23 protein-coding genes and 1 other RNA gene are annotated in these 25,545 nt (G+C 63.8%); 10 read left to right on the forward strand and 14 right to left on the reverse strand.

All coding sequences use genetic code 11. From position 1 onward, the window contains the following. Positions 1–86: 86 nt before the first annotated feature. Together rpsD and ABZ720_RS14530 are read left to right on the forward strand one after the other, a co-directional pair. On the forward strand, positions 87–704 hold the full coding sequence (gene rpsD, locus ABZ720_RS14525) for a 30S ribosomal protein S4 (RefSeq protein ID WP_366556250.1): 618 nt from the start codon (positions 87–89) through the stop codon (positions 702–704). 186 nt (positions 705–890) lie between these two features. Next, a complete protein-coding gene (locus tag ABZ720_RS14530; RefSeq protein WP_366556251.1) occupies positions 891–1,661 on the forward strand; it encodes a DODA-type extradiol aromatic ring-opening family dioxygenase in 771 nt (256 codons plus the stop codon). A gap of 14 nt (positions 1,662–1,675) precedes the next feature. On the opposite strand, the gene rsmD is transcribed toward ABZ720_RS14530, so the two are convergent. Genes rsmD through ABZ720_RS14550 form a run of 4 tightly spaced genes read right to left on the reverse strand, consistent with a single transcriptional unit; the run spans position 1,676 to position 4,159 of the window. Continuing rightward, entirely contained in the window at positions 1,676–2,254 is a 579-nt protein-coding gene (rsmD, locus tag ABZ720_RS14535; protein ID WP_366556252.1) for a 16S rRNA (guanine(966)-N(2))-methyltransferase RsmD, read from the reverse strand. After that, positions 2,235–3,017, reverse strand: a complete 783-nt coding sequence (locus tag ABZ720_RS14540) for a pseudouridine synthase (RefSeq protein ID WP_366556253.1) — start codon at positions 3,015–3,017, stop codon at positions 2,235–2,237. Before ABZ720_RS14540 ends, rsmD begins: the two co-directional genes overlap by 20 nt. Continuing rightward, positions 3,010–3,726: a gamma-glutamyl-gamma-aminobutyrate hydrolase family protein gene (locus ABZ720_RS14545; protein ID WP_366556254.1), complete on the reverse strand. Its 717-nt coding sequence runs from the start codon at positions 3,724–3,726 to the stop codon at positions 3,010–3,012. Before ABZ720_RS14545 ends, ABZ720_RS14540 begins: the two co-directional genes overlap by 8 nt. A gap of 7 nt (positions 3,727–3,733) precedes the next feature. Then, positions 3,734–4,159, reverse strand: coding sequence for a DUF3775 domain-containing protein (locus ABZ720_RS14550; RefSeq protein ID WP_366556255.1), 426 nt, complete (start codon positions 4,157–4,159; stop codon positions 3,734–3,736). A 109-nt stretch (positions 4,160–4,268) separates the two neighbouring features. On the opposite strand from ABZ720_RS14550, the gene ABZ720_RS14555 reads away from it, so the two are divergent. Together ABZ720_RS14555 and ABZ720_RS14560 are read left to right on the forward strand one after the other, a co-directional pair. Beyond that, positions 4,269–4,730 (forward strand): nucleoside deaminase, encoded by a 462-nt coding sequence (locus ABZ720_RS14555; RefSeq protein ID WP_366556256.1) that lies wholly within the window; start codon positions 4,269–4,271, stop codon positions 4,728–4,730. Positions 4,731–5,069: 339 nt separating this feature from the next. Further along, complete coding sequence (locus ABZ720_RS14560; protein WP_366556257.1) at positions 5,070–6,080, forward strand: GNAT family N-acetyltransferase; 1,011 nt, start codon at positions 5,070–5,072, stop codon at positions 6,078–6,080. Positions 6,081–6,096: 16 nt separating this feature from the next. Here ABZ720_RS14560 and thyX read toward each other — a convergent pair whose 3' ends face one another. Then, positions 6,097–7,038: an FAD-dependent thymidylate synthase gene (gene thyX / locus ABZ720_RS14565; RefSeq protein ID WP_366556258.1), complete on the reverse strand. Its 942-nt coding sequence runs from the start codon at positions 7,036–7,038 to the stop codon at positions 6,097–6,099. A 149-nt stretch (positions 7,039–7,187) separates the two neighbouring features. On the opposite strand from thyX, the gene ssrA reads away from it, so the two are divergent. Both ssrA and ABZ720_RS14575 read left to right on the forward strand, forming a co-directional pair. Further along, positions 7,188–7,552: a transfer-messenger RNA gene (gene ssrA, locus ABZ720_RS14570) on the forward strand. Between the two features lie 89 nt (positions 7,553–7,641). Beyond that, entirely contained in the window at positions 7,642–8,148 is a 507-nt protein-coding gene (locus tag ABZ720_RS14575; RefSeq protein ID WP_366556259.1) for an SspB family protein, read from the forward strand. 34 nt (positions 8,149–8,182) lie between these two features. Here the strand turns inward: ABZ720_RS14575 and pabB are convergent, their stop codons facing one another. Continuing rightward, positions 8,183–10,246, reverse strand: a complete 2,064-nt coding sequence (pabB, locus tag ABZ720_RS14580; RefSeq protein ID WP_366556260.1) for an aminodeoxychorismate synthase component I — start codon at positions 10,244–10,246, stop codon at positions 8,183–8,185. 159 nt (positions 10,247–10,405) lie between these two features. Here pabB and ABZ720_RS14585 point away from each other — a divergent pair, with 159 nt between their 5' ends. After that, on the forward strand, positions 10,406–11,617 hold the full coding sequence (locus ABZ720_RS14585; RefSeq protein ID WP_366556261.1) for an argininosuccinate synthase: 1,212 nt from the start codon (positions 10,406–10,408) through the stop codon (positions 11,615–11,617). Between the two features lie 147 nt (positions 11,618–11,764). Here the strand turns inward: ABZ720_RS14585 and ABZ720_RS14590 are convergent, their stop codons facing one another. From ABZ720_RS14590 to ABZ720_RS14600, 3 genes are all read right to left on the reverse strand, one after another. Beyond that, positions 11,765–12,724 carry a ribonucleotide-diphosphate reductase subunit beta gene (locus ABZ720_RS14590; protein ID WP_366556262.1) on the reverse strand — a complete coding sequence of 320 codons (960 nt, stop codon included), beginning with the start codon at positions 12,722–12,724 and terminating at the stop codon, positions 11,765–11,767. Positions 12,725–12,807: 83 nt separating this feature from the next. After that, positions 12,808–14,610, reverse strand: coding sequence for a ribonucleoside-diphosphate reductase subunit alpha (locus ABZ720_RS14595; protein ID WP_438264110.1), 1,803 nt, complete (start codon positions 14,608–14,610; stop codon positions 12,808–12,810). Positions 14,611–14,918: 308 nt separating this feature from the next. Further along, the gene (locus tag ABZ720_RS14600; RefSeq protein ID WP_366556264.1) at positions 14,919–16,235 is read right to left on the reverse strand and encodes a DUF2254 domain-containing protein; all 1,317 of its coding nucleotides are present in this window, start codon (positions 16,233–16,235) and stop codon (positions 14,919–14,921) included. 119 nt (positions 16,236–16,354) lie between these two features. Between ABZ720_RS14600 and ABZ720_RS14605 the strand changes: the two genes are divergently transcribed. The 3 genes from ABZ720_RS14605 to ABZ720_RS14615 all read left to right on the forward strand — a co-directional run bounded on the left by ABZ720_RS14605 (position 16,355) and on the right by ABZ720_RS14615 (position 19,283). After that, a complete protein-coding gene (locus ABZ720_RS14605) occupies positions 16,355–17,302 on the forward strand; it encodes a threonine/serine dehydratase (protein WP_366556265.1) in 948 nt (315 codons plus the stop codon). 101 nt (positions 17,303–17,403) lie between these two features. After that, the gene (locus ABZ720_RS14610; RefSeq protein WP_366556266.1) at positions 17,404–18,525 is read left to right on the forward strand and encodes a TRAP transporter substrate-binding protein; all 1,122 of its coding nucleotides are present in this window, start codon (positions 17,404–17,406) and stop codon (positions 18,523–18,525) included. 167 nt (positions 18,526–18,692) lie between these two features. Further along, on the forward strand, positions 18,693–19,283 hold the full coding sequence (locus ABZ720_RS14615) for a tyrosine phosphatase family protein (RefSeq protein ID WP_366556267.1): 591 nt from the start codon (positions 18,693–18,695) through the stop codon (positions 19,281–19,283). Positions 19,284–19,310: 27 nt separating this feature from the next. Here the strand turns inward: ABZ720_RS14615 and ABZ720_RS14620 are convergent, their stop codons facing one another. The 5 genes from ABZ720_RS14620 to phnC all read right to left on the reverse strand — a co-directional run bounded on the left by ABZ720_RS14620 (position 19,311) and on the right by phnC (position 25,544). Continuing rightward, entirely contained in the window at positions 19,311–20,720 is a 1,410-nt protein-coding gene (locus ABZ720_RS14620) for an MFS transporter (protein ID WP_366556268.1), read from the reverse strand. Positions 20,721–20,755: 35 nt separating this feature from the next. Next, a complete protein-coding gene (locus ABZ720_RS14625; protein WP_366556269.1) occupies positions 20,756–23,038 on the reverse strand; it encodes an ATP-dependent helicase in 2,283 nt (760 codons plus the stop codon). Positions 23,039–23,161: 123 nt separating this feature from the next. Beyond that, complete coding sequence (phnE, locus tag ABZ720_RS14630) at positions 23,162–23,965, reverse strand: phosphonate ABC transporter, permease protein PhnE (protein ID WP_366556270.1); 804 nt, start codon at positions 23,963–23,965, stop codon at positions 23,162–23,164. After that, positions 23,959–24,753 (reverse strand): phosphonate ABC transporter, permease protein PhnE, encoded by a 795-nt coding sequence (gene phnE, locus ABZ720_RS14635; protein ID WP_366556271.1) that lies wholly within the window; start codon positions 24,751–24,753, stop codon positions 23,959–23,961. Before phnE (ABZ720_RS14635) ends, phnE (ABZ720_RS14630) begins: the two co-directional genes overlap by 7 nt. Continuing rightward, positions 24,750–25,544, reverse strand: a complete 795-nt coding sequence (phnC, locus tag ABZ720_RS14640) for a phosphonate ABC transporter ATP-binding protein (RefSeq protein WP_366556272.1) — start codon at positions 25,542–25,544, stop codon at positions 24,750–24,752. The genes phnE (ABZ720_RS14635) and phnC overlap by 4 nt, the downstream gene beginning before the upstream one ends. Position 25,545: the final 1 nt, after the last annotated feature.

Below are 25,545 nucleotides of genomic sequence, written 5' to 3' on the forward strand. Positions count from 1 at the left end.
GCGTGCACCTTGTTGTGCGTCCCGCCATCGCCTTACGGCTTTGGACTACCGGGACAAAGGCAACCGCTCAAGCGAAGGATCAGCGCATGTCAAAGCGCCTTCAGTCTAAGTACAAGATCAATCGCCGTCTCGGCGAAAACCTCTGGGGCCGGCCGAAGAGCCCCGTCAATCGCCGCCAGTATGGCCCGGGCCAGCATGGCCAGAGCCGCCGGCGCAAGCCGTCCGACTTCGGTATCCAGCTCTCCGCGAAGCAGAAGCTGAAGGGCTACTACGGCAACATCGGCGAGAAGCAGTTCCGCAAGTACTACGAGGAAGCCACGCGTCGCCGCGGCGACACGGGCGAGAACCTCATTGAGCTGCTGGAGCGCCGCCTGGACGCGGTGGTCTATCGCGCCAAGTTCGTGCCGACGGTGTTCGCCGCCCGCCAGTTCGTGAATCACGGCCATGTGATGGTGAACGGCAAGCGGGTGAACATTCCCTCCTACCAGCTGCGCGACGGCGATGTGGTGGAAGTGAAGCAGAAGAGCCGCGAGCTTGTTCTGGTGTTGGAGGCCGTGAGCTCCGGCGAACGCGACACACCGGACTACATCGACATCGAGGACAACGGCCTGAAGGCCACCTATCTGCGCGGTCCGAAGCTGGCCGACGTGCCCTATCCGGTGCAGATGGAACCGAACCTGGTCATCGAGTTCTACTCGCGCTAACGCGACGCAGGCCATGGCTCCGGCCCTGGCCCGCCGCGCGAAACGGCAAGATTATCACCCGTGGCGAAACAGTCCTTCGCCACGGGTGTTTCTTATTCGGCATCCGGTGAAGGCTTATCTTGAGTCGTAGGAGGTGTCGCCGCGCTGTCGGTGATGCCGCAGTCCAATCGATGATAGGTGCCCGCGATGACCAAGAGCCTTCCCAGCCTTTTCCTGTCCCACGGCGCGCCAACGCTTCCTCTCGAGGAGGGCGCGACGCCTGCCTTCCTGCGGGCACTCGGGCAGAACCTGCCGCGGCCCGAAGCCATCCTGATCGTCTCCGCCCACTGGGAGGCCGCCGAGCCTTCCATAGGCATGGCGGAGCGTCCTGAAACCATCCACGATTTCTACGGCTTCCCTGACGCCCTTTACCGGCTGCGCTATCCGGCGCATGGCAGCCGCGAACTGGGCGAGCGGGCGACGGCTCTGCTTGCCGAGGGCGGGCTCACGCCGCAAGCAGTCGCGGACCAGGGTCTGGATCACGGCGCCTGGGTCCCCTTGCTGTTGATGTATCCCGAGGCCGATATCCCGGTGGTGCAGCTGTCGCTGATGCGGGGGCAGGGAGCCACCCACCATCATGAGATCGGCCGCCTGCTTGCGCCACTGCGTGAGGAAGGCGTGCTGCTGGTCGGCTCCGGAGGAGCCGTCCACAATCTGCGCGCACTGAGTCATAGCGATCGCCCCGCGCCCTGGGCGCAGGCCTTCGAGGATTGGCTGGTGGACAGCGTGACAGGAGATTGTCGTGATGAACTGCTTGCCTGGCAGGACCGCGGCGATGCGCGCCAGGCCCAGCCGACGGACGAGCATTTCCTGCCGCTCTTCTTCTCCATGGGAGCGGGGCAGGGCGCCGGCCGGCTGCTGCACCGCGGCTTCACCTACGGCAGCCTCTCGATGGCGGCCTTTGCTTGGGATCACTGAGTCGCAGCGTCTCGTCAGCCAGTGAGGCTGTCGCGGTCCCTGTGAAGAAAGGACAGGCGGGCACGTCCATAGCGCCTCTGGTCCAGCAGGGTGAAGCCCGTTGGGGCGTGCTCCAGTTCCCGGTTGGAGCTTTCCACGACGATCAGGGTTTCCGGCCCGATCCAGCCGGCGTCGGCCAGGGCAGTGAGGGCCGGGGCGGCGAGATCACGGTCGTAGGGCGGATCCATCAGCAGCAGATCGCATGGCGCGGATGCTGCAGGCGGTTGCAAGACATCCGCGCGCTTGATCTGCAGCGCTTCGGAGGGTTCCAAACCCTTGAGGTTGCGGCGCAGGCAGGCGAGGGCTTCGGTAGCGTTCTCGAGGAAGGTCACACTTGCCGCCCCCCGAGAGAAGGCTTCGATGCCAAGTGCTCCTGTGCCAGCGAAGGCGTCGAGCACTCGGGCGCCTTGCGGCAGCCTGTGACCATCACTGAGGCGGCCGGATTCCAGAATGCTGAAAAGGGCTTCCCGGCTGCGTTCCGACGTGGGGCGCAGGCTGCGGCCCTGCGGTGCCTCGAGCCGACGCCCCCGGTATCTACCGGCGACGACGCGCATGCCCGCCGCTATCAATCTTGCCCGGGGCCGGTGTCGAGGCCGTGCCCAGTTGCTCACGCAGGACCTTGGGGGGCACCTCCTCCAGTTCCCCCTCGGGCAGGGCGCCGAGCTGGAAAGGTCCATAGGCAACCCGCAACAACCGGTTCACGCGATAACCGAGATAATCGCAAAGCTTACGGACTTCTCGATTCTTGCCTTCGCGCAGCCGGAAGGTAAGCCACGCGTTGCTGCCGCTCTGTGAGTCGAGACGCGCCTGCACCGCGCCATAGACGACGCCATCAATGGTCACGCCGTGGGCCAGCCTGTCGAGGTCGCTCTGCTGCACTCGGCCAAAGACCCGCACCCGGTAGCGCCGCAGCCAGCCGGTGGCCGGCAATTCGAGGCGCCGTTTCAGGCCACCATCGTTGGTGAGCAGCAGCAGGCCCTCGGAGTTGAGATCCAGGCGCCCCACAGGCATGACGCGGGGCAGGCCTCCCGGCAGGCGGTCATAGATCGTTGGCCGGCTCTGCGGGTCGCGCTCAGTGGTCAGCAAGCCTTTGGGCTTGTGGAAGCGCCAGAGGCGCGGCGGTTCGGCCGCGGCCAGGGCTTCGCCGTCCACGGTAACGCGCTGTCCGGGCGCGACCTTGGTTCCCGGTTCCTGCACAGTCTGTCCGTCCAGGTCGACGCGCCCCTGCTCGATCAGAACTTCCGCCTCTCGCCTGGAACAGAGGCCCGAGCGTGCGATGACCTTGGCAATACGTTCGCCGCTTTCGATTTCAGCCACGTGCTGCCTCGACAAAGGAATGGAAAAGGGCGTGGTCGGCAGCCGAGATTTCATACTCGGGATGCCACTGTACGCCGATGCAGAAGCCCAACTCAGGGTGCTCGATTCCCTCGATGACTCCGTCCGGGGCACGGGCATTGATGATCAGCCCGCTCCCCAGATCAGCCACCGCCTGATGATGGGCGGAGTTGACCTGCAGTTCCCCGGCGCCACACACGCGTTCGAGGCGGGTGCCCGCGACGATGCTCACAGCATGTCCGGGGCGGTCGCGCGGGCCGGGTTGCTCGTGGGCCAGGGCGGCTTCGACACTGTCGGGAATGTGCTGAATCAGGGTACCGCCGAACACCACATTGAGAAGCTGGGCGCCGCCGCAGATGCCGAAGAGCGGCAGGTCGCGTTTGACCGCAAGGCGTGCAGCTTCCAACTCGAAGGCCGTGCGCGCCTGCTTCATGGTGACGCTGGGATGGCGTTCTGCCTCGCCGAACAGGGCAGGGTCGATATCGAATGCGCCGCCGGTGACGATCAGGCCATCCAGCAGATTGAGATAGGCTGCCGCAAGCTCTGGCTCGTGGGGCAGCGCCAGTGGCAGGCCGCCGGCACGCACGACGGCGGAGAAATAATTCCGGCGCAAAGCATACCAGGGCATTCCCGAGTAGCCGCCGGCTTCCTCGGAATCGAGTGTCAGGCCGATGACTGGGCGTCGCGCCATGGCTGGGCTACATCCTCGCTTCGTCGAAGTCGGCGCAGGACAGGCCGAAGGTGTCCAGGCCTTCCTCAAGGTAGTCGGCCACCATGGGCATTCCTAACAGATACTCGGCCGTGCGCTGATTGCGCCGGTCCGCCGCCGCTTCCAGTGCGTCACCCCATTCGGTCTTGTCGTAGTCGCCCCGCCCGAGCCAGGCCAGCGCCACCAACTCGACCTGCTCGTCTTCGCTCATGGCGTCGATGAAGCCTTCCAGCTCCTCGTGCAAGGGGTTGGTTTCCTGCGGGTCATGCCCTTCCAACTCGTCGAAAGCCTCCTCATGGGCGAGATCGAAATCCTCCTCGTCGTCTTGTTCCGGATTCTCGATCAGATCCTCTTCCTGCAGTTCACGCGCGCGCAGGACGATGAAGCAGACCTTGTCGGGGTTCATCTGAAGCATGGCGGCTCCCGAATGGATGCTTGTGATTGGTGCCAAGGGTTACCGACGGTTAGAGGAAAAGGGGTAGCGTGATCCTTGACCCAGCGCAACGGCGGTGCAGTCTCAAGCCATGCACGCAAACGACAGCTCCCCCATGCAGCTTGCCCTGGCGCAGGCTGAACAGGCTGCCAGGGCCGGAGAGGTACCGGTTGGCGCGGTCGTGGTCGAGGGAGGGAGTGGGCGCATTCTGGCCACGGCACACAATCTCGTGGAGCGGGACAGTGATCCGACGGCGCATGCCGAGCTTCTGGCGATCCGCGCCGCTGCCGCAGCGATCCAAAGTCCGAGGCTGGTGGATTGCGATCTCTATGTCACTCTGGAACCCTGCGCCATGTGTGCTCAGGCCATTGCCTTTGCACGCATCCGGCGATTGGTCTTCGGAGCATATGATCCCAAGGGCGGTGGCGTGGAGCACGGTGCCAGAGTGTTCGAACGTACCACCTGTCATCACAAGCCGGAGGTGATCGGCGGAGTGATGGAAGCTGCCGCGGCCGGGCTGTTGAGAGATTTCTTCCACGCGAAAAGAAGATAGTGTCGCAGTAAAGGGCTGTGGTTCTCCCCTCGGCTACGCCCCAAAGTGGCAGCGGAGATTCGCCCATGGATTCTCCCTACCGCCATTCCCCTTCACGGCTGACCGAAAAGTGACCCGGTTCAGCGACCCCTTCACCTAAACTTTGAGTCGCTCTGGCCAGAGCCTGTTGCGCCAAAAGGGTGCGATCTTCACGGGGTGGGGGATGCGATGGAGCCGCACATCCAAGTGCTCAAGACCTCAGCCGAGGCCAAAGCCCTGATGCCGGCTTGGCGGGCTCTCGTGGGTACTCAGCAACGCCATGTGAGCACCTTCCAAACTCCTGAATGGATACTGGCGCTGATGCGACAGCAGTATCGCGGCCGCCAGGAGCGGGCGCGCGTGGTGGCCGCCTTCGATCAGGGGGAGCCCCTGCTGATAGCGCCCTTGGCCTTCGTGGAGCGTAATGGGGTTGGCGTGCTGCAGTGGCTTGGGGAACCGCTGGCCGCCTACGGGGACGTGGTGGCCCGGGACGACTGCGACATCCGGGCGCTCATGAACAGGATCGTCGACCATCTGCGCCGTGACGGCGACCAGATCGATGTGATCCACCTGCCTAAGACCCGCAGAGACGCTGCGGTGATGCCCTTCATCGGCGACTTCAAGGCCGTGCCATTGGCCGAGAAACGGGGCCCCTATGTCGATCTGGCATCCTTTGGCGCGTTCGAAGACTACCTTGCCACACTCAGCAAAAGCGCACTCAAGAGCTATCGCCGCAAGCGCCGCCGACTGGAAGAGCGGGGCACACTTCGGTTCGCCGTCCATGAGGGCGGCAAACAGGCCAGGAACCTGGGCCGGCGTGCGATCGATCTGAAGGTCGAATGGATGGAAACGCACGGCAAGATCAGCCGCGTCTTCGCGGATCCCGGCTGCTTGGCCGCGTTACTCGACTTTCTTGAATGCGAGGAGTCCGGTGGCTGCGTCTCGGAGCTGAGCCTGGACGGCTATCCGACTGCCCTGGAGATCGGGTTCATCAGCAAGGATCACTACTATTCGTTCCTTGGCGCGATGGACGCTGACTATGCGCATTATAGCCCGGGGCACCTTCAGCTTCTGGAGACACTGCGGTGGTGTTTCGACAGAGGCATCAAGGTCTTCGACCTTCTTCCCTCCGACAGCGCGTACAAGCGCGCCTGGGCCACACATTTTGCAACCGAGAACGAGTGGATACGCGCTTGCACCTTCCGAGGTATGCTCTACGCCGATCTGATCGTCAGAGGTGTCATGCCGCTTTCGAGACGGCTCTATGCCCGCACGCCCCTGTCGCTGCGCCGGCCGGCGCGTTCAATGGTCCACAAGGTCATGCAGATCTGATCGACCGGCGCGGAAGTCAGGACTGGCCGCGCCCCAGTAACCCCATGAGCTCACGCCACTCGCGTGGAGACATCCCGCTGTCTTCCTGTTCGACTTGTTCGCCGGCCAAAAGGCGCCGTGTCACGTCCAGCCCCTGGCGCGAGAGCTGTGCCCCCCCGGCGATATAGTCCTCGTAGGCTTCAAAGGTGAGCGGCACCCAGCGCTTAGCCGCTTCCAGCATGGCTTCGGCGTAGGCCCGAATCTCATACTGTGCGTGGGGGTCGGCGCGGAGGGAGAGGAAGTGCAGCAGATTGTGCAGGTCGGTCTTCCAGTACCACTGGGTATAGAAGTTCACCGGCAGGTTCATGCGCGCCAGTTCGCGGGCGAGACCCTTGCGGCCGGGGTCGATGATCTCCCCGGAATCGGTCTCGTTCAGCATGCTCTGATAGTCGGCATAGCTCTGCGCGGCATCGCGCTTGAGCAGCTCCAGGACCTCCGCGGCTTCCTCGCCTTCGAGCAAATTGCCGCGCCCTTGCCGGTTGCTGCGTGATTGCGCTGCCAGATGTTCCGGGGCTGGGATGTAGAACTCCCGGTCCATGATGGAGTAGCGGCCGGAGTACTCGTTCACATTCGCCGTGCGGTGCCGGATCCACTGCCGAGCGACAAAGATCGGCAGCTTTACGTGCAGCTTGATCTCGCACATCTCGAAGGGCGTGGTGTGGCGGTGCCGCAGCAGGTAGCGGATCAGCCCTCGATCCTCCTGCACCCGCTTCGTGCCCCGGCCATAGGATACCCTGGCCGCCTGAACCACGGCCGCATCGTCACCCATGTAGTCGATAATGCGCACGAACCCGTGGTCGAGCACCGGCAGCGCCTGGTAAAGAATCTCTTCCAGCGCCGGCACTGTTGCACGGCGGGTGGGTTGCGTTTCGTCGCGCAGGCGCTCGACCTCGGCCTGCTGCTCGGACGTCAGCGGCATGCTCCACACTCCTTCGAAAATGGGGGCGGGGCAGACTAACGCAGGCGCGCCGAGTCTTCCCGTCCAAAGTCGGACGCGCGGCCATTTTTGGCACTACAACACGCCCCAGCCGCTTACCTGCTCATCAGTGAGTGTTGCGGTACATTTGCCCCCTTTCATGGCGCGCGCAGACGTCCTATATCATTGCGTACCGGGCAACCGGTTATGGCGCTAAACTGGCACTTGGCATAAGCGCAGTGGACCCGGGGGCAGTACCCGGCGCCTCCACCAATTTCGCCGCCGCAGCTCAAGGCGCGGCGGCTTCATGGGGGCGAAACAGGATCGACACGCGTGGTAAAGAAGTGTTGGGCGCTCGGCATGGTACCGCCGTTATCGGGCCAAAATATAGTTGCGAATGACAACTATGCTGAGGCTCGCCTCGCCGCGTAAGCGGTCGGGTGAACCGATTTAAGTCCTCAGGGTTCAGCCCCTGAGGCGGGGTTTGGGGCGCACCTGGCAACAGAAGCGCCCCGCTTTCTTTCCACGCATTGCTTGATCGCTTCGGCCAAGCGCGCAATATGGGTGCCGCGCTGCTATCTCAGTGGCTGACAAGGGACGGTTCTTATGAGTGATGAGGTCTTGCGCTACGACCTGATGGTTGAGGACGCCCTGCGCGGTGTCGTTCGCGTGGCGTTGCAACAGGTGGTGGCGGAAGGCCTTCCGGGCGAACACCATTTTTATATTACCTTCCGGACCACGCACCCGGGCGTGCAGATCGCCGATCGACTGCGTGCGCGCTATCCGGACGAGATGACCATTGTGCTGCAGCACCGCTTCTGGGACCTCAAGGTCGAGGAAGAGCACTTCGAGGTGACGCTGACCTTTGGCGACATTGCCGAGAATCTGGTCATTCCCTTCGATGCCCTGACCGGATTTGCCGACCCCAGCGTCCGTTTCGGTTTGCAGTTCGGTGCGCTGTCGATGCTTCAGGACAGCGACGAAGAGGGTGACGGCACGGAAGCGACTGCCGGCCCGGATGAGGGCGAGAACGACGCGGAAGAGCCTGAGGCGGCGCCAGTCGACGAAGGCGAGAAAGTGGTCACCCTCGATCGGTTCCGAAAGAAGACTTGAGCTGCGAGACAGCCCCGTCGCCCCGAATCGGACGCTACTCAGCAGCCTCGCCGTTGTGCGTGCGATAGCGCCAGGCCGACGCGTCGCCTGTGACGGCGAGGGCCAGCGCCGCTAGCGGCGCCTGAGCCTTGAGATACATCTCATCCAATTCCGCCTGGGGTTCCGAGAGTGCAGTGATGGCCCCGCCTACACCCAGGCTCCAGCGGTGCGACTTTTCCTGCACCAGGGTGCGAATCACCACCGAGAGATCCGCTGCACCATCCATGCCGATCCACCCAAGCGCACCGGAATAGGCGCCGCGCGGTCCCTCTTCCAGGCTATCGATGATCTCCAGGGTCCGACGCTTCGGGGCCCCGGTCATGGAGCCGGGTGGGAAGGCGGCTCGGATCGCGTCGACCAGCGTATGATTCGGAGCCAGCTGCGCCTCGATGGTGGAGACCAACTGGTGGACCGTGGCATAGCTTTCCACCTGCATCAGGGCCGGCACGCGCACGCTGCCCAGCCGCGCCACCCGTCCGAGGTCGTGACGCAACAGGTCGACGATCATCAGGTTTTCGGCCCGGTCCTTTTCACCGCTGCGCAAGGCCTCGGCCAGGGCCGCATCGCGCGCGGGATCTTCATCGCGCCGGACCGTCCCCTTGATCGGCTTGGCTTGCAGTTGGCCATCGGCCGTCGCTGACAGGAATCGCTCCGGGGAGGAACTGGCGAGCGTGATTCCGCCAAGACGCAGGTAGGCGGCATGGGGGGCGGGATTGAGCCGGCGCAGGTGGCGATACACCGTGACGGGATCGACCGCGGCCCAGACTTCCAGGCGGTTGGTGAGACAGACTTCATAGGATTCGCCGTCCCGGATCGCGACCTGCGCCCGCCTGATTCGGTCAAGATAGGCATCGGCCTCGTGCTTTGCCTCCACGAGCAGGGACGTCGCGCCCGGACCCGGAGAGTGTGCCGCCAAGGGCGCAACTTGAGTCTGGGCCGAGAGCTGTTCCTGCACCTGGTCAAACCAGGCCTCGATCTCGTCGGCCGGCATCGTCTCTGACGCAGCGAAGACCAGCCAGGCCCGCCCGTCGCGGTGGTCGATTGCAAGAAAGCGGTCGACGAAGAGGAAGCCCACCTCAGGCAACGTGGATGCGAAGGCGCGCGGGTAGCCGCACTGGTCCTTCGCTTCATAGCCGATCCAGCCAACCCATCCACCATGGAACGGAAAAGGCGCTTCCTGGCCCTCGAGACTGACCGAGGCGAGAGAGTCGTCCAGTTCTTCCAGACTGCGGGGGCCAGGCCGGCCCGTGCCGAGGAAGGACCAGCGCGACAAGCCCCGGACCACCTTCGCGCTGTCCAGCCAGAAGGCATTCGGCTCTCCGTCAAAGCAGGACAGGAAGGCAGTTTCTGCTTCGGGTGCTGTGGGCAGTTCACGAAGATGCATGCGGTAGCGGCGTGGAGGTTGCGCGTCCTCTTGTCTGACTGCCTTGGGCGCTTCGGCCACGGGCGGCTTGCGGTACCCCGTTTGAGTTCGCGGCAGCGCTTTTCGGCTGAGGTCCCGAAAGTTCCGGATCAGCGCGCCGCCGGATTCCGAGCAGATCGATTCAGGGTGAAACTGTACACCCCAGCGTGCCTGCCGCTCATCCGACAGCGCCATGATCAGGCCACTGGCGTTGCGGGCCGTCACACGCAGGCCGGCCGGCAAGGGATCATAAGCCAGCAGCGAGTGATAGCGCACGACCTGCAACGGGTTCGGCAGATTGGCAAAGAGCTCCAATCCTTCGTGCGTGATCCGGTCGAGGCGCCCATGCATCGGCTCCGGCGCGTGCCGAACAGAGCCGCCGGCGAGTTGCACCATTGCCTGATGCCCCAGGCACACGCCCAGCAAGGGCACCTGGGCATGGCGCACCGCCTCTGCCGAAAGTCCCAGATCGTGCGCGCGCGCCGGCGTGCCGGGGCCAGGCGATATGAGGATGTTGTCGAAGGACAATGCCTGGATATCCGCCCAGGTACAGGCATCCTGCGACACCACCAGCGGCGCTTCGCCATTCACCTCTCCCAGCAGGTGGAAGAGGTTGAACGTGAAGGAATCGTGGTTGTCGATGATCAGTGTGCGCATGCGTTCCGTCACCGTGCAGCAGAGGCGCTTCTAGCCCGTCCAAGGCGGTGCTGCCAAGGCCGACATCCCGCTTCCCGCACTGCTTGCGGGGCGGAGCCTTTGCCCTATACTGCCGCGCCAAACACGATCCTCGCTTACACCAGCCTCACGGACTTCCCCATGCGCGACGTCAAGAAAGTGGTTCTCGCCTATTCCGGCGGCCTCGACACCTCTGTCATCCTCAAGTGGCTGCAGGAAACCTACGACTGCGAGGTGGTGACCTTCACCGCCGACCTGGGACAGGGTGAGGAGCTGGAGCCGGCGCGTAAGAAGGCTGAACTGCTCGGCATCAAGTCGGAGAACATCTTCATCGAGGACCTGCGCGAAGAGTTCGTGCGGGATTTCGTCTTCCCGATGTTCCGCGCCAATGCGCTCTACGAGGGACTCTACCTGCTGGGCACCTCGATCGCTCGGCCGCTGATCGCCAAGCGCCAGATCGAGATTGCCCGCGAGACCGGGGCGGACGCCGTCTCCCACGGCGCCACGGGCAAGGGCAACGACCAGATACGTTTCGAGCTGGGCTACTACGCCCTGGAGCCGGGCATCAAGGTGATCGCGCCCTGGCGCGAATGGGACCTGAACAGCCGCACCAAGCTGATCGACTTCGCCGAAAAGCACCAGATTCCCATCGCCAAGGACAAGCGCGGCGAGGCTCCCTTCTCCGTGGACGCCAACCTGCTGCACATCTCCGCCGAGGGGAAGGTGCTGGAGGATCCCTGGGAGGAGGCGCAGGAGTACGTCTACTCCCGTAGCGTTGCACCGGAGCAGGCACCGGACAAGCCCACCTACATCGAAGTCGAGTTCGAGAAGGGCGATCCCGTTGCCATCGACGGCAAGCGCATGAGCCCCGCGACACTGCTGACCGAACTCAACCGGCTGGGCGGGGAGAACGGCATCGGCCGGCTTGACCTGGTTGAGAACCGCTTCGTCGGCATGAAGAGCCGCGGCATCTACGAGACGCCGGGCGGCACTGTCCTGCTGCAGGCCCATCGCGGCATCGAGCAGCTCACGCTAGACCGGGGCGCCATGCACCTGAAGGACGAGCTGATGCCGCGCTACGCGGAGCTGGTCTATAACGGCTTCTGGTTCGCGCCGGAGCGCGAGATGCTGCAGGCAGCCATCGACAAGAGCCAGGAGCATGTGGAGGGCACGGCGCGCCTCAAGCTCTACAAGGGCTCGGTCAACGTCGTGGGGCGCAAGAGCCCGCGCAGCCTTTACAGCGAAGCGCATGTGACCTTCGAGGAAGACACGGTCTACGACCAGCGCGATGCCGAGGGCTTCATCAAGCTCAACGCCCTGCGTCTGCGTCTTCTGGAGCGCCGCGGCCACTGAGTGGGTCTGCCACCGCAGTTCCCTCCGCGGTGTGGTCCTTAGGGGTGCGCAGTCCGCAGATCGCGCGCTGCGGGGGTGCGAATTTCGGGGTCGTAGCGAGGCGCTCGTGGCGCTTACGCGAAACCGGAAGCCTCTCGCCTGCCGCCCTTATTCGAATGCCGCTTCCCAACTTCCCTGGGTTGCGGCCTTTGAATACTCGGTCGAGCGGTTCTCGAAGAAATTGGTGTGCTCCATGCCGTTCAGCATGGCGTCCAGCCAGGGCAGGGGATTGCGCTCGATCCGATAGCTGGGCTGCAGGCCGAGCTGCGTCAGACGCCGGTCGGCGATGTAGCGGATGTAGAGCTTCACATCCTCGGCCGTCAGGCCCTCGACTCCTTCCATCTCGAAGGCGAGGTCGATGAAGGCGTCCTCGTGGGTCACGATGGTCTCGCAGGCGCGATAGAGTTCCCGCTCCAACTCCTCGCTCCAGACCTCCGGATTCTCGTCCATGAAGGTGCGGAACAGGCGGATGATCGAGGCCGTGTGCAGGCTTTCATCGCGCACCGACCAGGAAATGATCTGCCCCATCCCCTTCATTTTGTTGAAGCGCGGGAAGTTGAGCAGGATGGCGAAACTGGCGAAAAGCTGCAGTCCCTCGGTGAAGGCACCGAACACCGCCATGGTCAGCGCAATGTCGCGCTTCGTCTCGACGCCGAAGGCCTGCATGTAGTCGTACTTGTCCTTCATCTCCTTGTAGTGGAGGAAGGCGCTGTACTCGGCTTCCGGCATCCCCAGCGTGTCGAGCAGGTGGCTGTAGGCGGCGATGTGCACAGTCTCCATGTTGGAGAAGGCCGCCAGCATCATCTGCACTTCCGTGGGTTTGAAGACCCGCGAATAGTGCTTCATGTAGCAGTTGTTCACTTCCACGTCGGACTGCGTGAAGAAGCGGAAGATCTGGGTCAGCAGGTTGCGCTCGCCTTCGCTGAGCACGCGCTGCCAGTCCTTCACGTCGTCCGCCAGCGGTACTTCTTCCGGCAGCCAGTGGATGCGCTGTTGCTGCAGCCAGGCATCATAGGCCCAGGGATAGCGGAAGGGCTTGTAGATGGGATCGGACTCGAGAAGGGACATGAACAGAGGCTTTCACTGATACGAAAGTGTCGTGATGGCGGCCCTGTGGCACAGGCTCACGGGCAGGGCTCAAGGTCGGGGGCTCACTGACAGGCGAGGCATTCCTCGTAATCCAGTGTGGCGACCGCGGGCTCATCCTGGCTGTTCACCTTGCCCAGCATCGGCACGACGCCGAGGCCGGCGGCCAGTACCGATTCCGCCCGCTGCAACGAACGAGAGCGGCAGTAATAGAGGCTCTTCACGCCGTTCTTCCAGGCCAGCAGATGGATCTGATGCAGATCGCGCTTATGCACATTGGCCGGCAGGAAGAGGTTGAGCGATTGTGCCTGGCAGATGTACGGGCTGCGATCTCCGGCGTGCTCGATCAGCCAGCGCTGATCCAGTTCGAAGGCAGTCTTGAAGACAGCCTTCTCATCCTCGTCGAGACAATCGAGGTGCTGCACCGAACCTTCATTGATGGTGATGGAAGTCCAGGTTTCCTCGTCGTTTCGACCCTTTTCCTCCAGTAGTTTCTCAAGATAAGGATTGCGCACCGCGAAGGAGCCGGACAGCGTCTTGTGGGTGAAAGCGTTGCCGGCCAAAGGCTCAATGCCCGGCGAGGTGCCACCGCAGATAATGGAGATGGAGGCGGTCGGAGCGATCGCCAGCTTGTGGGAAAAGCGCTCCATGATGCCGTGCTCAGCCGCGTCGGGGCAGGGGCCACGCTCTTCCGCCAGAACCCGCGAAGCGGCGTCCGCCTGCTCGCGGATCTGCTTGAACATGCGGTTGTTCCAGACCTTCGCCATGACGCTTTCGAAGGGAATGCGCTGCTTCTGCAGGAAGGAGTGGAAGCCCATGACGCCGAGACCGACCGAGCGTTCGCGCATGGCGGCATACTTGGCGCGGTCCATGGATTCCGGCGCGTTGGCGATGAAGTCGGAAAGCACATTGTCGAGGAAGCGCATGACATCTTCGACGAAGTCGGGATGGTCGTGCCACTCCTCCCAGGTCTCCAGATTGAGCGAGGAGAGGCAGCAGACCGCCGTGCGATCGCGACCACGATGGTCGATGCCGGTGGGCAAGGTGATTTCGCTGCAGAGATTGGACATCTTGACCGTGAGGCCGGAAAGCTTGTGGTGCTCCGGCATCGCCCGGTTCACGTGATCGCCAAAAATGATGTAGGGCTCGCCTGTCTCGATGCGCGAGGTGAGTAGGCGAATCCACAGGCTGCGTGCGGTCACCTTGCGCACCACGGACTGGTCCTTCGGGCTCTTCAGCGCCCATTCATCATCGTCCACCACGGCGCGCATGAAGGCATCGGAAACCACAACACCGTGGTGGAGGTTGAGTGCCTTGCGGTTGGGGTCACCGCCAGTGGGCCGGCGCAGTTCGATGAACTCCTCGATCTCCGGATGATCGATGGGCAGGTAGACGGCGGCCGAGCCGCGGCGCAATGAGCCCTGGCTGATCGCGAGCGTCAGCGAGTCCATCACCCGGATGAAGGGGATGACGCCGCTCGTCTTGCCATTCATCCCCACCTTCTCGCCGATCGAGCGGAGATTGCCCCAGTAGCTGCCAATGCCGCCGCCGCGGGCCGCCAACCAGACATTCTCGTTCCAGAGATCGACGATGCCTTCCAGGCTGTCGTTGGCCTCGTTCAGGAAACAGGAGATCGGCAGGCCCCGCTTTGTGCCACCATTGGACAGGACGGGCGTGGCGGGCATGAACCAGAGCTTCGAGATGTAGTCGTAGAGCCGCTGCGCATGCGCGCTGTCGTCCGCGAAGTGGGCAGCCACGCGCGCAAAGAGGTCCTGATAGGACTCGCCTTCCAGCAGATAGCGGTCATCGAGGGTCGCCTTGCCGAAGCGGGTCAACCTGGCATCGCGCTCTCGTTGCATATGCACCATGATGCCGCGCTCGTTTTGAAAGCGGTCCCGGAATTCACCGCTCGGCAGCAGATCGGCCATCGCGGGTTCGTTTGTCCGCTCGCTGTCCACAGCCTTATCCACAGCCTCCGGATAGGCGCGGGCAGGGCCGTTCTCCTGCAGAATCGTCGAGCCATCCATGACTGTCTCCATTTTTCCCAAGGCTGTGGATTATCCGCCCTGTGCGCTAAATATAGCGGGTGCGATCGGCGCGGCGACCAAATCTAGCAGAGAATGGCCGCCTGTCACCCGGAACATAAAGGGAACAATAGCCGGGCGGTCGCAGTCCATCAAGCCCGCGCGGCGGGCTCCATGGCAGCCAGATGCCGTCTCGCGTCCGCGGCACGCGCTTCCAACGGCCTGCGGTCGTACTCGGCCGCGATGCAGCGTTCTCCAGCTTCGAGCACCAGCCCTACCTGCTCATCAAGCGCCTGTCGATGCTCCTGGGTGCGCGCCTGTTCGGCCAGCTGTTCCAGGATGGCCATCATCTGGATCAGGATCGCCGGCCGCTCCCCCGACTGGCGAATCTGATTGAAGGCCGCATCGGTCAGGCCGGCAAAGGTGATGGGCTGGCCGACCACCCTGGTGCAGCCTTCATCATCCTGCCAGATCGCCTGGGGCGGATCGCGGCGCATGACCTCGGCCAGACACAACCCGAGACGATCGATCACCACGATGGCCGTAAAGGGATCATTAATGCCGGGCGACAGCGCACGCAGAGCCATTTCGACAAGCTGGCGAATGGCGTATTCAAGATCCTGGGTCGCGCTGCGTTGCCCCCCCATGGCGATGGCGTTGCGGACCTCCTGAATCAATCTTTCGGAGCAGTTCGAGACGGGGTACACCCTGCCGTGCGCGCCGTGGGGAATAAGAAACTGGCCCGGGCGAAAATCGAGCAGGACCCGGCACTGGGACTCCGTGGCACATTCCACGAGGGCGTCATAATCCACCGCCTGGACATAGCCACCACGAACCAGGCTAAAGACTGCGCCGTCTTCCTGGGCATGCGAGTCGGGAGTGGGCTCGGGCGGAGCGCGCTCCGACTTGGGCAGCGTCTCCTCGATGGTGGCGTCGAGCTGCAGTCCGACACGTTCGATGACCGTGTCGGCAACGATTGAACGCCCCAGATGGTGCACGAAGAACAACAACAAAACGACGCAGCCCAGCGACAGAGCGGCACCGACGGTGGCGACAACGTGATGACTCTCTTCCGTGCCCAAATCCGCATTCACGCCACGCAGAACCACAACGAGATAGACGATGGTGGCCAGGAAGAATCCCAGCATGAGCTGCGTGCTTTTGTCGGCCATGAAGCTGCGAATCAGGCGCGGGCCCAGTTGGCCGGCGGCCAGAGTCAGCACCACCATGGTGATAGAAAGTGCGAGCGTCGCGAGGGTAATCATCGACGTGAGCAAGGTGGAGAGCAATGCCGCCACCGACTCGCGATCGCCACTGCTCAGCCACCAATGGCTGTCGGGATCGAAGCCGGTGATCGACAACGCCATGCTCAGCCACGCAAGCAGCAGCGCACCGAGCAGCATCAACCCCGGAACAAACCAGAGGCCCGTGGTGATCTGCTCCCACAACGCCTGTAAACGGGCGAACATGCGCGCGGCCTCCTGGTGACGGACTGTCGGTGCTCGTCCCGTTATAGAGACTTTCGGGACGCGTTGAACCGCCTTACCCTGCGCCCGCTGAACTCTTGAGATAGCGACAGGATGAGAACGTGGCCGATAGCAGCGCCGTAACACGAGAGGCCATCGCCGATGCAGCCAAGCGCATTGCACCACACCTGCGCCGGACGCCGGTGATCGAGGTCAGCGGCGCCGATTTCGGCCTCGAGACGGAAAAGCTCTGCTTCAAGCTCGAGTTCCTGCAGCGCTCCGGCTCCTTCAAGGCACGCGGCGCCTTTGCGAGCCTGCTCCTGCGACCTCTCCCTGATGCCGGCGTCGTGGCCGCTTCCGGTGGCAATCACGGTGCCGCAGTGGCCTGCGCCGCACAGGCTTTGCAGGTGCCGGCCAGCATCTTCGTGCCAACCATCGCATCAGAGGCCAAGCTGGCACTTATCCGCAGTTTCGGCGCCAGGCTCGTCGTGGGAGGCGAACGCTACGCCGATGCGCTCAGCGCCAGCGAAGACTGGCAAGCACAGAGCGGTGCGCTGGCAATCCATGCCTACGATCAGGTGGAAACGCTCCTGGGGCAGGGCACGCTTGGCTGTGAACTGGAACAACAGGCCCCGGACATCGATACGCTGCTGGTTGCTGTTGGGGGAGGGGGCCTGATCGGCGGTCTGGCCGGGTGGTATCGCGGCGCCGTGAAGTTGGTGGGTGTCGAGCCGGAAGGGGCGCCCACCTTGACCCGAGCTTTGGAGGCCGGCGAGCCAGTGGATGCCCCGGCGGAGGGTTTGGCGGCGGATTCCCTGGCACCCAAGCGGATCGGGTCGCTCGGCTTTACCCTGGCACAGCGGTTCGTCGCCCAGACAGTCCTGGTGAGCGATGATGCCATCCGGCAGGCTCAGAACGCGCTCTGGCAAGAGCTGCGCGTCGTTGCCGAACCCGGCGGTGCTGCGGCAATGGCTGCCCTGCTGTCCGGCGCCTATCGGGCGGAGCCCGGCGAACGCGTGGCCGTTCTGCTGTGCGGTGCCAACACGAGCGCGGTGGATTTCACCGCCTGAATTGCTCTGTCGCTGCGTGGGGTACATGCTCCTCGCGGCGAGTTATACTTTTGTTCTGCGCGTGTAGCGTGGGCGGTTCGAACCAAGAGGGAGAGGGGTCAATGAGCCAGGATATCAGTCGGGACCGGCGGAATTTCATTACGGCGGGTGGTGGCGCGATCGTCGGTGCCGCCGCGGTGGCTTCAACCGGATTGTCGGCGCCGGCCATCGCCCAGGACGTGCGTGAACTCAACATGGTGACCTCTTGGCCCAAGGGGGCGCCGGGTGTGGGCGTCAATGCCGAACGCTTTGCACGCCGCCTCGAGCGTCTTTCGGGCGGACGCTTGGCGGTGCGCTTCTTTGGTGCCGGTGAACTGGTGCCGCCCTTCGAGGTGCTGGACGCGGTCAGTGGCGGAACCGCGGATCTGGCGCATTCGAGCCCCTACTACTGGGCAGGCAGTTCCCAGGCCCTGCACTTCTTCACCGGCATTCCTTTCGGCCTGACCGCCACCGAGTGCGCCGCCTGGCTTGAGTTCGGCGGCGGGCAGGCGCTATGGGACGAGGTCTATGCCCCCTTCGGCGTCAAGGCCTTCTATGCTGGGTCGAGTGGTACGCAGTTCGGTGGCTGGTTCAACAAGGAGATCAACAGCCTGGACGATTTGCACGGCCTGCGCTTCCGCATTGCCGGCCTGGGCGGTGAAGTCATGCGACGGCTGGGCGTCTCACCGGTCATGACGCCGCCCGGCGAGATCCCCGTCGCCTTGGCGTCCGGTGCGGTGGACGCGGTGGAGTGGATCGGTCCCTGGAACGATATGGCCTTCGGGCTGGAACGTATGGCGCGCTACTACTACGCGCCCGGCGTCATGGAGCCGGGTCCGGGCCTGGAGATCATGATCAATCAGGGTGTGTGGGAGTCGTTGCCGGAAGACCTGCAGGAAGCGGTCAAGACTGCAGCCCACGCCACGGCCTATGAAACCTATGCCGATTTCATCTACCACAACACCGAGAGCTTCGCCGACATGCTGGCGGAGACCGACGTGGAGATGCGCTCCTTCCCTGATGATGTGAACGAGGCGATCGCGCGCGAACTCGAAAACGTGCTGGACGAGTTCTCGGCCGAGGATGAGGTGTTCGCCCGCGTTCGGGAGTCCCACGACGCCTTCCTGCGCAAATCCCTGGCCTACTCGCCGCAGGCCGAGGGCGGTGTGCTTCAGGCCCGTGCAAAGACTCTGGGGCGCGGCTGACGCGCCTTCTTCCGTGAGTGGTGCGCGTCCGGGCCGGGCATAGCCGGCCTGCCGCCGTAGGGCAGGGCCTGTGGCGAACCTTCGCCAGTTCACATGGCCCATGACCCTGCGGGCCGGTCGTGGCATCCTGGAGCATTCCAGGAACAACTCAGATCGGATGTGCGGGTATGGAAGACTTGATCACCGGCCGTTTGCTGCGGGTTTGCGGATTGCATGAACTGGAAGGCCACTGCGCCGACCGGCCCTCGCATCTGGTCTCCATCCTGGACCCGGGCACAGAACGCAGTCCGCATCTCGATGGCTTCGCCGCAACGGAGATCCATCAGTTCGATTTCCACGATGTGATCGACCCCACACGCGTGGATCGACCGCCGACCGAGGCCGACGTCGAAGCACTGCTGGGCATCGGCGAGCGGGCGTTTCCCGATGCCCGTGCCGTCGAGACCGGCTCCGGCTGTTTGCTGATCCACTGCTACATGGGAATTTCCCGCTCCACCGCGGCACTGACCATCATGCTCGCCGCGCGACACCGCGGGCCGGAGGCAGAACTCTTCGATTTCGTTCGCCAGGTGCGCCCCCAGGCGTGGCCCAACCTGCTGATGATCCGTTACGCCGATGGGCTGATGGGGCGCGAGGGGCGCCTCGAGAAGGCCCTGGCCGAGCACTATCGCTTCCAGGCCGCTGAGCGGCCCGATCTTGCCGAGGCCATCGGTCGGCTCGGCCGCGACGAGGAGTTGCGACTGGCCGGCGTTCTGTAGCGCTGACACAGGCGACGAAGGCCGATCTCAGTCGTCGGTCTTCCGGGGCGGGCCCGTTTCTTCCCGGCCTTCTTCGAGCTGGTCTGCACGGTGGTCCGACCGCTGCGCTGTCGCTCCCTCGGGGTGCGGCTGGGCTTCTGCAGGGGTACCCGGTTCCGGTACGTCCGCTGGTTCGGCTTGCATTTCCACCCCTTCGGCCACTTCCTCGTCGCTGCTGGCGTCGTCCGCACGCGGGTCGAGCGCGACCGGATTGGTGGCCACGGTCTCGGCCACCACGACGAACTCCGCGCCGTGGGTCTCGGCCGGCAGCGGGCGGATCCGCATGCGCAGGAAGGCAAAGGCGGACAGCACCAGATAGATGATTGCAATGAAAAGGAAGAGGGCGGCCGGCCCCGCGTACCCCATGGCCGTGGCCGCCAACAGCGGGCCGATCACCGCGGCGAGGCCATTGACCAGCAGCAGGCCGCTCGAAACTTCGACGAAACTCTCATTGGTGATCAAGTCGTTCACGTGGGCGACCGAGAGCGCGTAGACCGGGAAGGAGAAGGCGCCGAAGGCGAAAGCCAGGGGTGCAATGGCAGCCGGCCAACGTCCGGTGACCAGGAAAAGTCCCAGCCCGCTCATCGCTGAGAGTACGCCGACGCCAATGATCACCATACGGCGGTCGAGGCGGTCGGACAGGCGGCCGAAGGGCCACTGCGAGAGCGCACCGCCGATCACCGTCACGCTCATGAAGAGCGCGATCTGGGTGGTGTTGAAGCCAATTCCCACGGCATAGGCCGGCCCGAGAGACCAGAAGGCGCCGTTGCACATGCCGATGGCCGCACAGCCCACCACACCCACCGGTGAGATCCGCAGGAGATGGAGCGGGCGCATGCGCACGTTGGACAAAGGGGCCGGGGCTGCCGAGGTGGTCAGCGCCACGGGGATCGCCGCAACCGAGACCAGCACCGATGCAATGGCAAAGAGCGGGAACAGCCTTGGATCATAGAACATGATCATCAGCTGTCCGACGGTGATCGCCGCATAGTTCAGCGTGGTGTAGATGGAAAAGATTGCACCGCGGGTATGATTGTCCGCGCGCTCGTTGAGCCAGCTCTCGATCACCAGGAAGAGCGCGGCAATACAGAAGCCGGTAACCGCACGCAGCACCCACCAGGCGACGGGATCGATCACCAGGATGTGGACCAGTGGCATGGCCGACGCACCGGCCACCATGGCAGTGAACACGCGGATGTGACCAACGCGCCGCACAAGATTGCTGGTCAGCAGGCAGCCGGCGACAAAGCCCAGGAAGTAGGCCGAGCCCATCAAACCGATGGAGAAGGCGGGAAAGATCTCCATCTCGGCGCGGACAGGCAGAAGGGTTGTCTGCAGGCCGTTGCCTGCAAGCAGAATGGTCGCACTCAGCAGCAATGCCGCAACGGGAGCCAGCATTCGCAAGGCGCCAGACCCTCCCCTCAAGATGGAGATCAGTTCGCGTCTTCAGCAGCGGTCACGAAGCCGGCGACAACCTTTTTCTCACCGCTATGGTCGAAGGCGATGGTAAGGCGCTCTCCTTCAACGAGAGATACCGTACCGTAGCCGAATTTCTGATGAAACACCCGACTTCCCGGACGATAGCGCGAGTCGCGCCGGGGCGTGCTTTCCACCAGTTGGGCCTGGGCATCGATGACAGGCGGTGTTGCTGCTTCCGCGCGCTCGCGCCGCGCCCGGGCACGTTCCATCCCAGGGGAGTAGCGCGTGTCGCCCCACGACTGAAAGCCACCGAAGTTTCCTCCGCCCCAGGCCTGATGCGCCGCCCCATAGAGGCCCCGGTCACTTTCCTGCTCGCAGTGCTCTTCCGGCAGTTCGTCGATGAAGCGTGACGGGATCGCTGCAGCCCAGGATCCGTAGAGCCGCCGATTGGCAGCGAAGCTCACGATGGCGCGCTTGCGGGCGCGGGTGAGCCCCACGTAGGCGAGGCGGCGCTCCTCCTCAAGGCCGCGGTTGCCCTGCTCATCCAGCGCTCTCTGGTTGGGAAAGAGACCTTCCTCCCAGCCCGGCAGGAAGACCGTGTCGAACTCCAGTCCCTTGGCGGCATGCAAGGTCATGAGGGTGACCTGCGCGCTCTCGGGCTCTTCCAGGTTCTCCATCACAAGCGAGACATGCTCCAGGAACCCGGCCAGGGTCTCGAACTCTGCCAAGGCTTCGATCAGGGCCTTGAGGTTCTCGAGGCGGCCGGGCGCCTCGATTGAGCGGTCCTCCCGCCACATCTCGAGGTAGCCGGACTCCTCGAGCACGCGTTCGGCCAGTTCCGGATGCGGGGTGGTGCGCAGCTCGTCGCGCCATCGCTCGATGCTTTCGACGAACTGTTTGAGCGGCCGCCGGGTTTGCGCGCGCAGCTCGTCCGTCCCCACCATTTGGTGCGCGGCGATGTACAGGGATACCCCGCCACTGCGGGCCGCCGAATGGAGTTTGCGCAATGCCGCCTCCCCCAGACCGCGGCGTGGCTTGTTGCAGATCCGCTCGAAGGCCAGATCGTCGTCGGGCGATTGCAGCAGGCGCAGATAGGCGAGGGCGTCGCGTACCTCCAGGCGCTCATAGAAGCGCGCACCACCGATCACGCGGTAGGGCAGGCCGAGCGAGATGAATCGCTCCTCGAACTCGCGCGTCTGCGCACTGGTTCGGACCAGAATCGCGATCTCGCCCATGGAGTGGCCCTCGCGCTGCAACGCTTCGATTTCCTGCCCCACGAAGCGGGCCTCCGCCTCACCGTCCCAGAGTCCGCGCACCCGCACCGGCTCGCCCGGGTCGCCTTCAGTCCAGAGCGTCTTTCCCAGCCGACCTTCGTTTCGCGCGATCAGCCCGGACGCGGCGCCGAGGATGGCCGGTGTGGAGCGATAGTTGCGCTCCAACCGGATAACCTTGGCGTCGAGAAAATCGCTTTCGAAACGCAGGATGTTTTCGACCTGTGCGCCCCGCCAGCCATAGATCGACTGATCGTCATCGCCAACGCAGCAGATGTTGTTCTCCGGCAGGGCGAGCAGGCGCAGCCAGAGATACTGCGCCACGTTGGTATCCTGGTACTCGTCGACCAGGAGGTAGCGAAAGCGCTGCTGCCAGCGTTGGGCCACATCCGGCCTGGTCTGGAACAGCGTGAGATTGTGCAGCAGCAGGTCGCCGAAGTCGCAAGCATTCAGGGTGCGCAAACGCTCCTGATAGGCGGCGTAGAGCGCCACACTGCGACCCTGAGCGAAGTCCCCGACTTCCTGGCTTGGCACCTTGTCCGGCGTGAAGCCCTTGTCCTTCCAGCGCTCGATCTGGTGGCGCAGGCTCTTGGCCGGCCATGACTTTTCGCTCACACCTTCGGCGGCCATGACCTGTTTGATCAGGCGCAGTTGGTCGTCGCTGTCCAGGATCGTGAAGTTGGATTTCAATCCGACCGCTTCCGCTTCCTGGCGCAGGATGCGGGCGGCCAGGGCGTGAAAGGTGCCCAGCCACCAGCCTTCCACCGAGGGCCGGCCGAGCAAGGCCGCAACCCGCTCCTTCATCTCGCGCGCCGCCTTGTTGGTGAAGGTCACGGCCAGAATCTCGGCAGGACGGGCACGGCCGCTCCAGAGAAGGTGAGCCAGGCGCGTGGTCAGTGCCCGGGTCTTGCCGGTCCCAGCGCCGGCCAGCAGGAGCACGGCACCATCCAGCGCTTCAACGGCCGCCAGCTGGGCATCATTCAGCCCCTGAAGGTAAGGGGCAGAGCTTTCATTCGGGAGAGTCATGCGCCCTATATAGCCGCTTAGCCGGCGAGTCGGGAGGGTGTGGCCCGACAAAGGGCACAGGGCAAGGACAGCACCCTTCGCAACGCTGACCCCCGAACTATCTGACACCCGCTCACGTTGGGATCAGATGATCCGTCGCCGCAGGGCCATTGCCACGAACTCGCCTATGATCACCAGGGCCAGGATGGCGAGGAGGACGGTGGCGGCTTCCTGCCAGTTGAAGGTGTCGATGGCGCCCTGCAGGATCAGGCCAATGCCGCCGGCTCCCACGAGGCCGAGCACCGTGGATTCCCGCAGATTGATGTCCCAGCGCAGAATGCTGACCGCCCAGAACACCGGCATAACCTGCGGCACGATGGCATAGAGAATGACCTTCATGCGTGAAGCACCGGTGGCCTCCAGCGCTTCCACGGGCCGCCGGTCGATCTCCTCAATGGCCTCGCCCAGAAGTTTGCCGATGAACCCAATGGATCGGAACATGATCGCCAGGATGCCGGCGACGATGCCCGGTCCGAAGATCGCCACGAAAAGCAAAGCCCAGATAATGGTGTTCACCGAGCGGCTGGAGACCAGTATGAAGCGGCCCAGCCACAGTGTGGCAATGTTGGGTGTGGTGTTTTGAGCGGCGATGTAGGCGACCGGCAGGGAGACCACCACGGCAACGGCGGTCGCGATTGTGGCAATGTTCACCGTCTCGAGCAGCACCCACAGAATGGTGCCCAGGTTGGTGGTATCGGGCGGCACCATGCGGCCGAAGAGATCACCCATCTGTTCCGGTGCATCCCAGACCCAGGCCCAGATGACGTCGATGCTGGTCAAGGCCCAGACGATCGCCACAATGCTGAACAGGTAGATCAGGAAGCGCTGCAGCCGCTGTTGCGGCGTGTAGCGGGCCCAGCTTTCAGGGGTCGATTCCATGTCTACCATAGCCGTTTCCTGATCTGGCCGCTGATTGCCTCGCTGATGAGGATGACGCCGACGATGACCATGGTGATGGCCAAAGCGAAGTCGTAGTCATAGCGACCGAAGGCGTTGGCAAGGGTCGAGCCGATACCGCCTGCACCGACGATTCCGACCACTGCAGACGCGCGCAGGTTGGAGTCCAGCTGATAGATGCTGAGCCCGATCTGCCGCGGCATGATCTGTGGGAATACGGCGTAGTAGAGGGTGGCCATGTAGCCGGCCCCAGCCGCGCGCGTGGCCTCGACCTGTCCCCAGTCGATCTCCTCGATGCGCTCCGCGAGCATCTTTGCCACAAAGCCGATGGAGTAGACGATAAGGGTCAAAACGCCAGCAAAGGGCCCGAAGCCCACTGCCTTGACGAAGACGATCGCCACGATCACAGGGTGAAAGCTGCGGGCGACGATGATGATGGCACGTCCCAGCAGATAGATCGGCATCGGCGCCAAATTCCGGGCCGCCATGAAGGCGATGGGAATGGAGAGCAAGACGCCGCCGACAGTGGCCAGGATGGCGATCTTGAGACTTTCGGAAAAGCCTTTGATCAACAAGCCGCTGCGCTCGAAGCTGGGGGGAAAGGCGCCACTGAAGATCCGCTGGGCGCGGGTGATCCCTTCACTCACCCGGGCCCAATCGATGGGCAGCATGCTGATCGCCCAGACCACGTAGATCAGGATCGCCACTGCCAGCCCGTAGCGCAGCAGCGGATTGGCAATCATCGGCGGCTTGCGCCAGGTGTCGCGAGCGTCGCTCATGCCGTTTGCGCTTGGATTGTCTCGGCGGCACCGGCTTCTGCGCGCTCCTCGGCGGGGGTGCCGGCGTAGATTTCATCCATGGCCGCGGCGTCCAGGGCGGCCGGCTCTGCATCGAAAGTGATGCGGCCGTAACGCATGCCGACGATGCGATCGGCGTAGGTCTTGGCTTCGACCACGTTGTGGATGTTGATCAGCACAGGCAGCGAGAACTCGCGCGACAGCGAGCCCAGCAGTACCATGATCTGCTCGGAGGTCTTGGGGTCCAGTGAGGCGGTCGGTTCGTCGGCGAGCAGAATCTCGGGTTCCTGCATCAGCGCTCGCACCACGCCGACGCGCTGACGCTCGCCGCCTGAGAGGGCATCCGCCCGCTTGTTTGCGTAATGGGCGATGCCCACCCGCTCCATCAGTTCGTAGGCACGACGAATGTCCTGCTTGGGGTAGCGCCGCATGACGGCGCGCCAGAGCGGGATGTATCCCAGGCGTCCCGACTGCACGTTCTCCATCACGGTCAAGCGGTCGACCAGATTGAAGCCCTGGAAAATCATGCCGATGCGCCGGCGCGCATGGCGCAGTTGGGCGCCGCGCAATGCGGTGAGGTCGACACCGTTCAGCTCGATCTTGCCTGCTGTCGGCTCGACCAGACGGTTGATACAGCGCAGCAGCGTGCTCTTGCCCGCGCCCGAAGCCCCGATGATGGCAACGATGCTCTCGCTCTCCACGGTCAGATCGAGATCCTTGAGCACAGGATCGCCGTTGCCGTAGCGCTTCACCAGTTTCGAAATCTTCAACATG

The organism is Aquibaculum sediminis (assembly GCF_040712085.1).
GTDB lineage: Bacteria > Pseudomonadota > Alphaproteobacteria > Kiloniellales > DSM-21159 > Aquibaculum > Aquibaculum sediminis.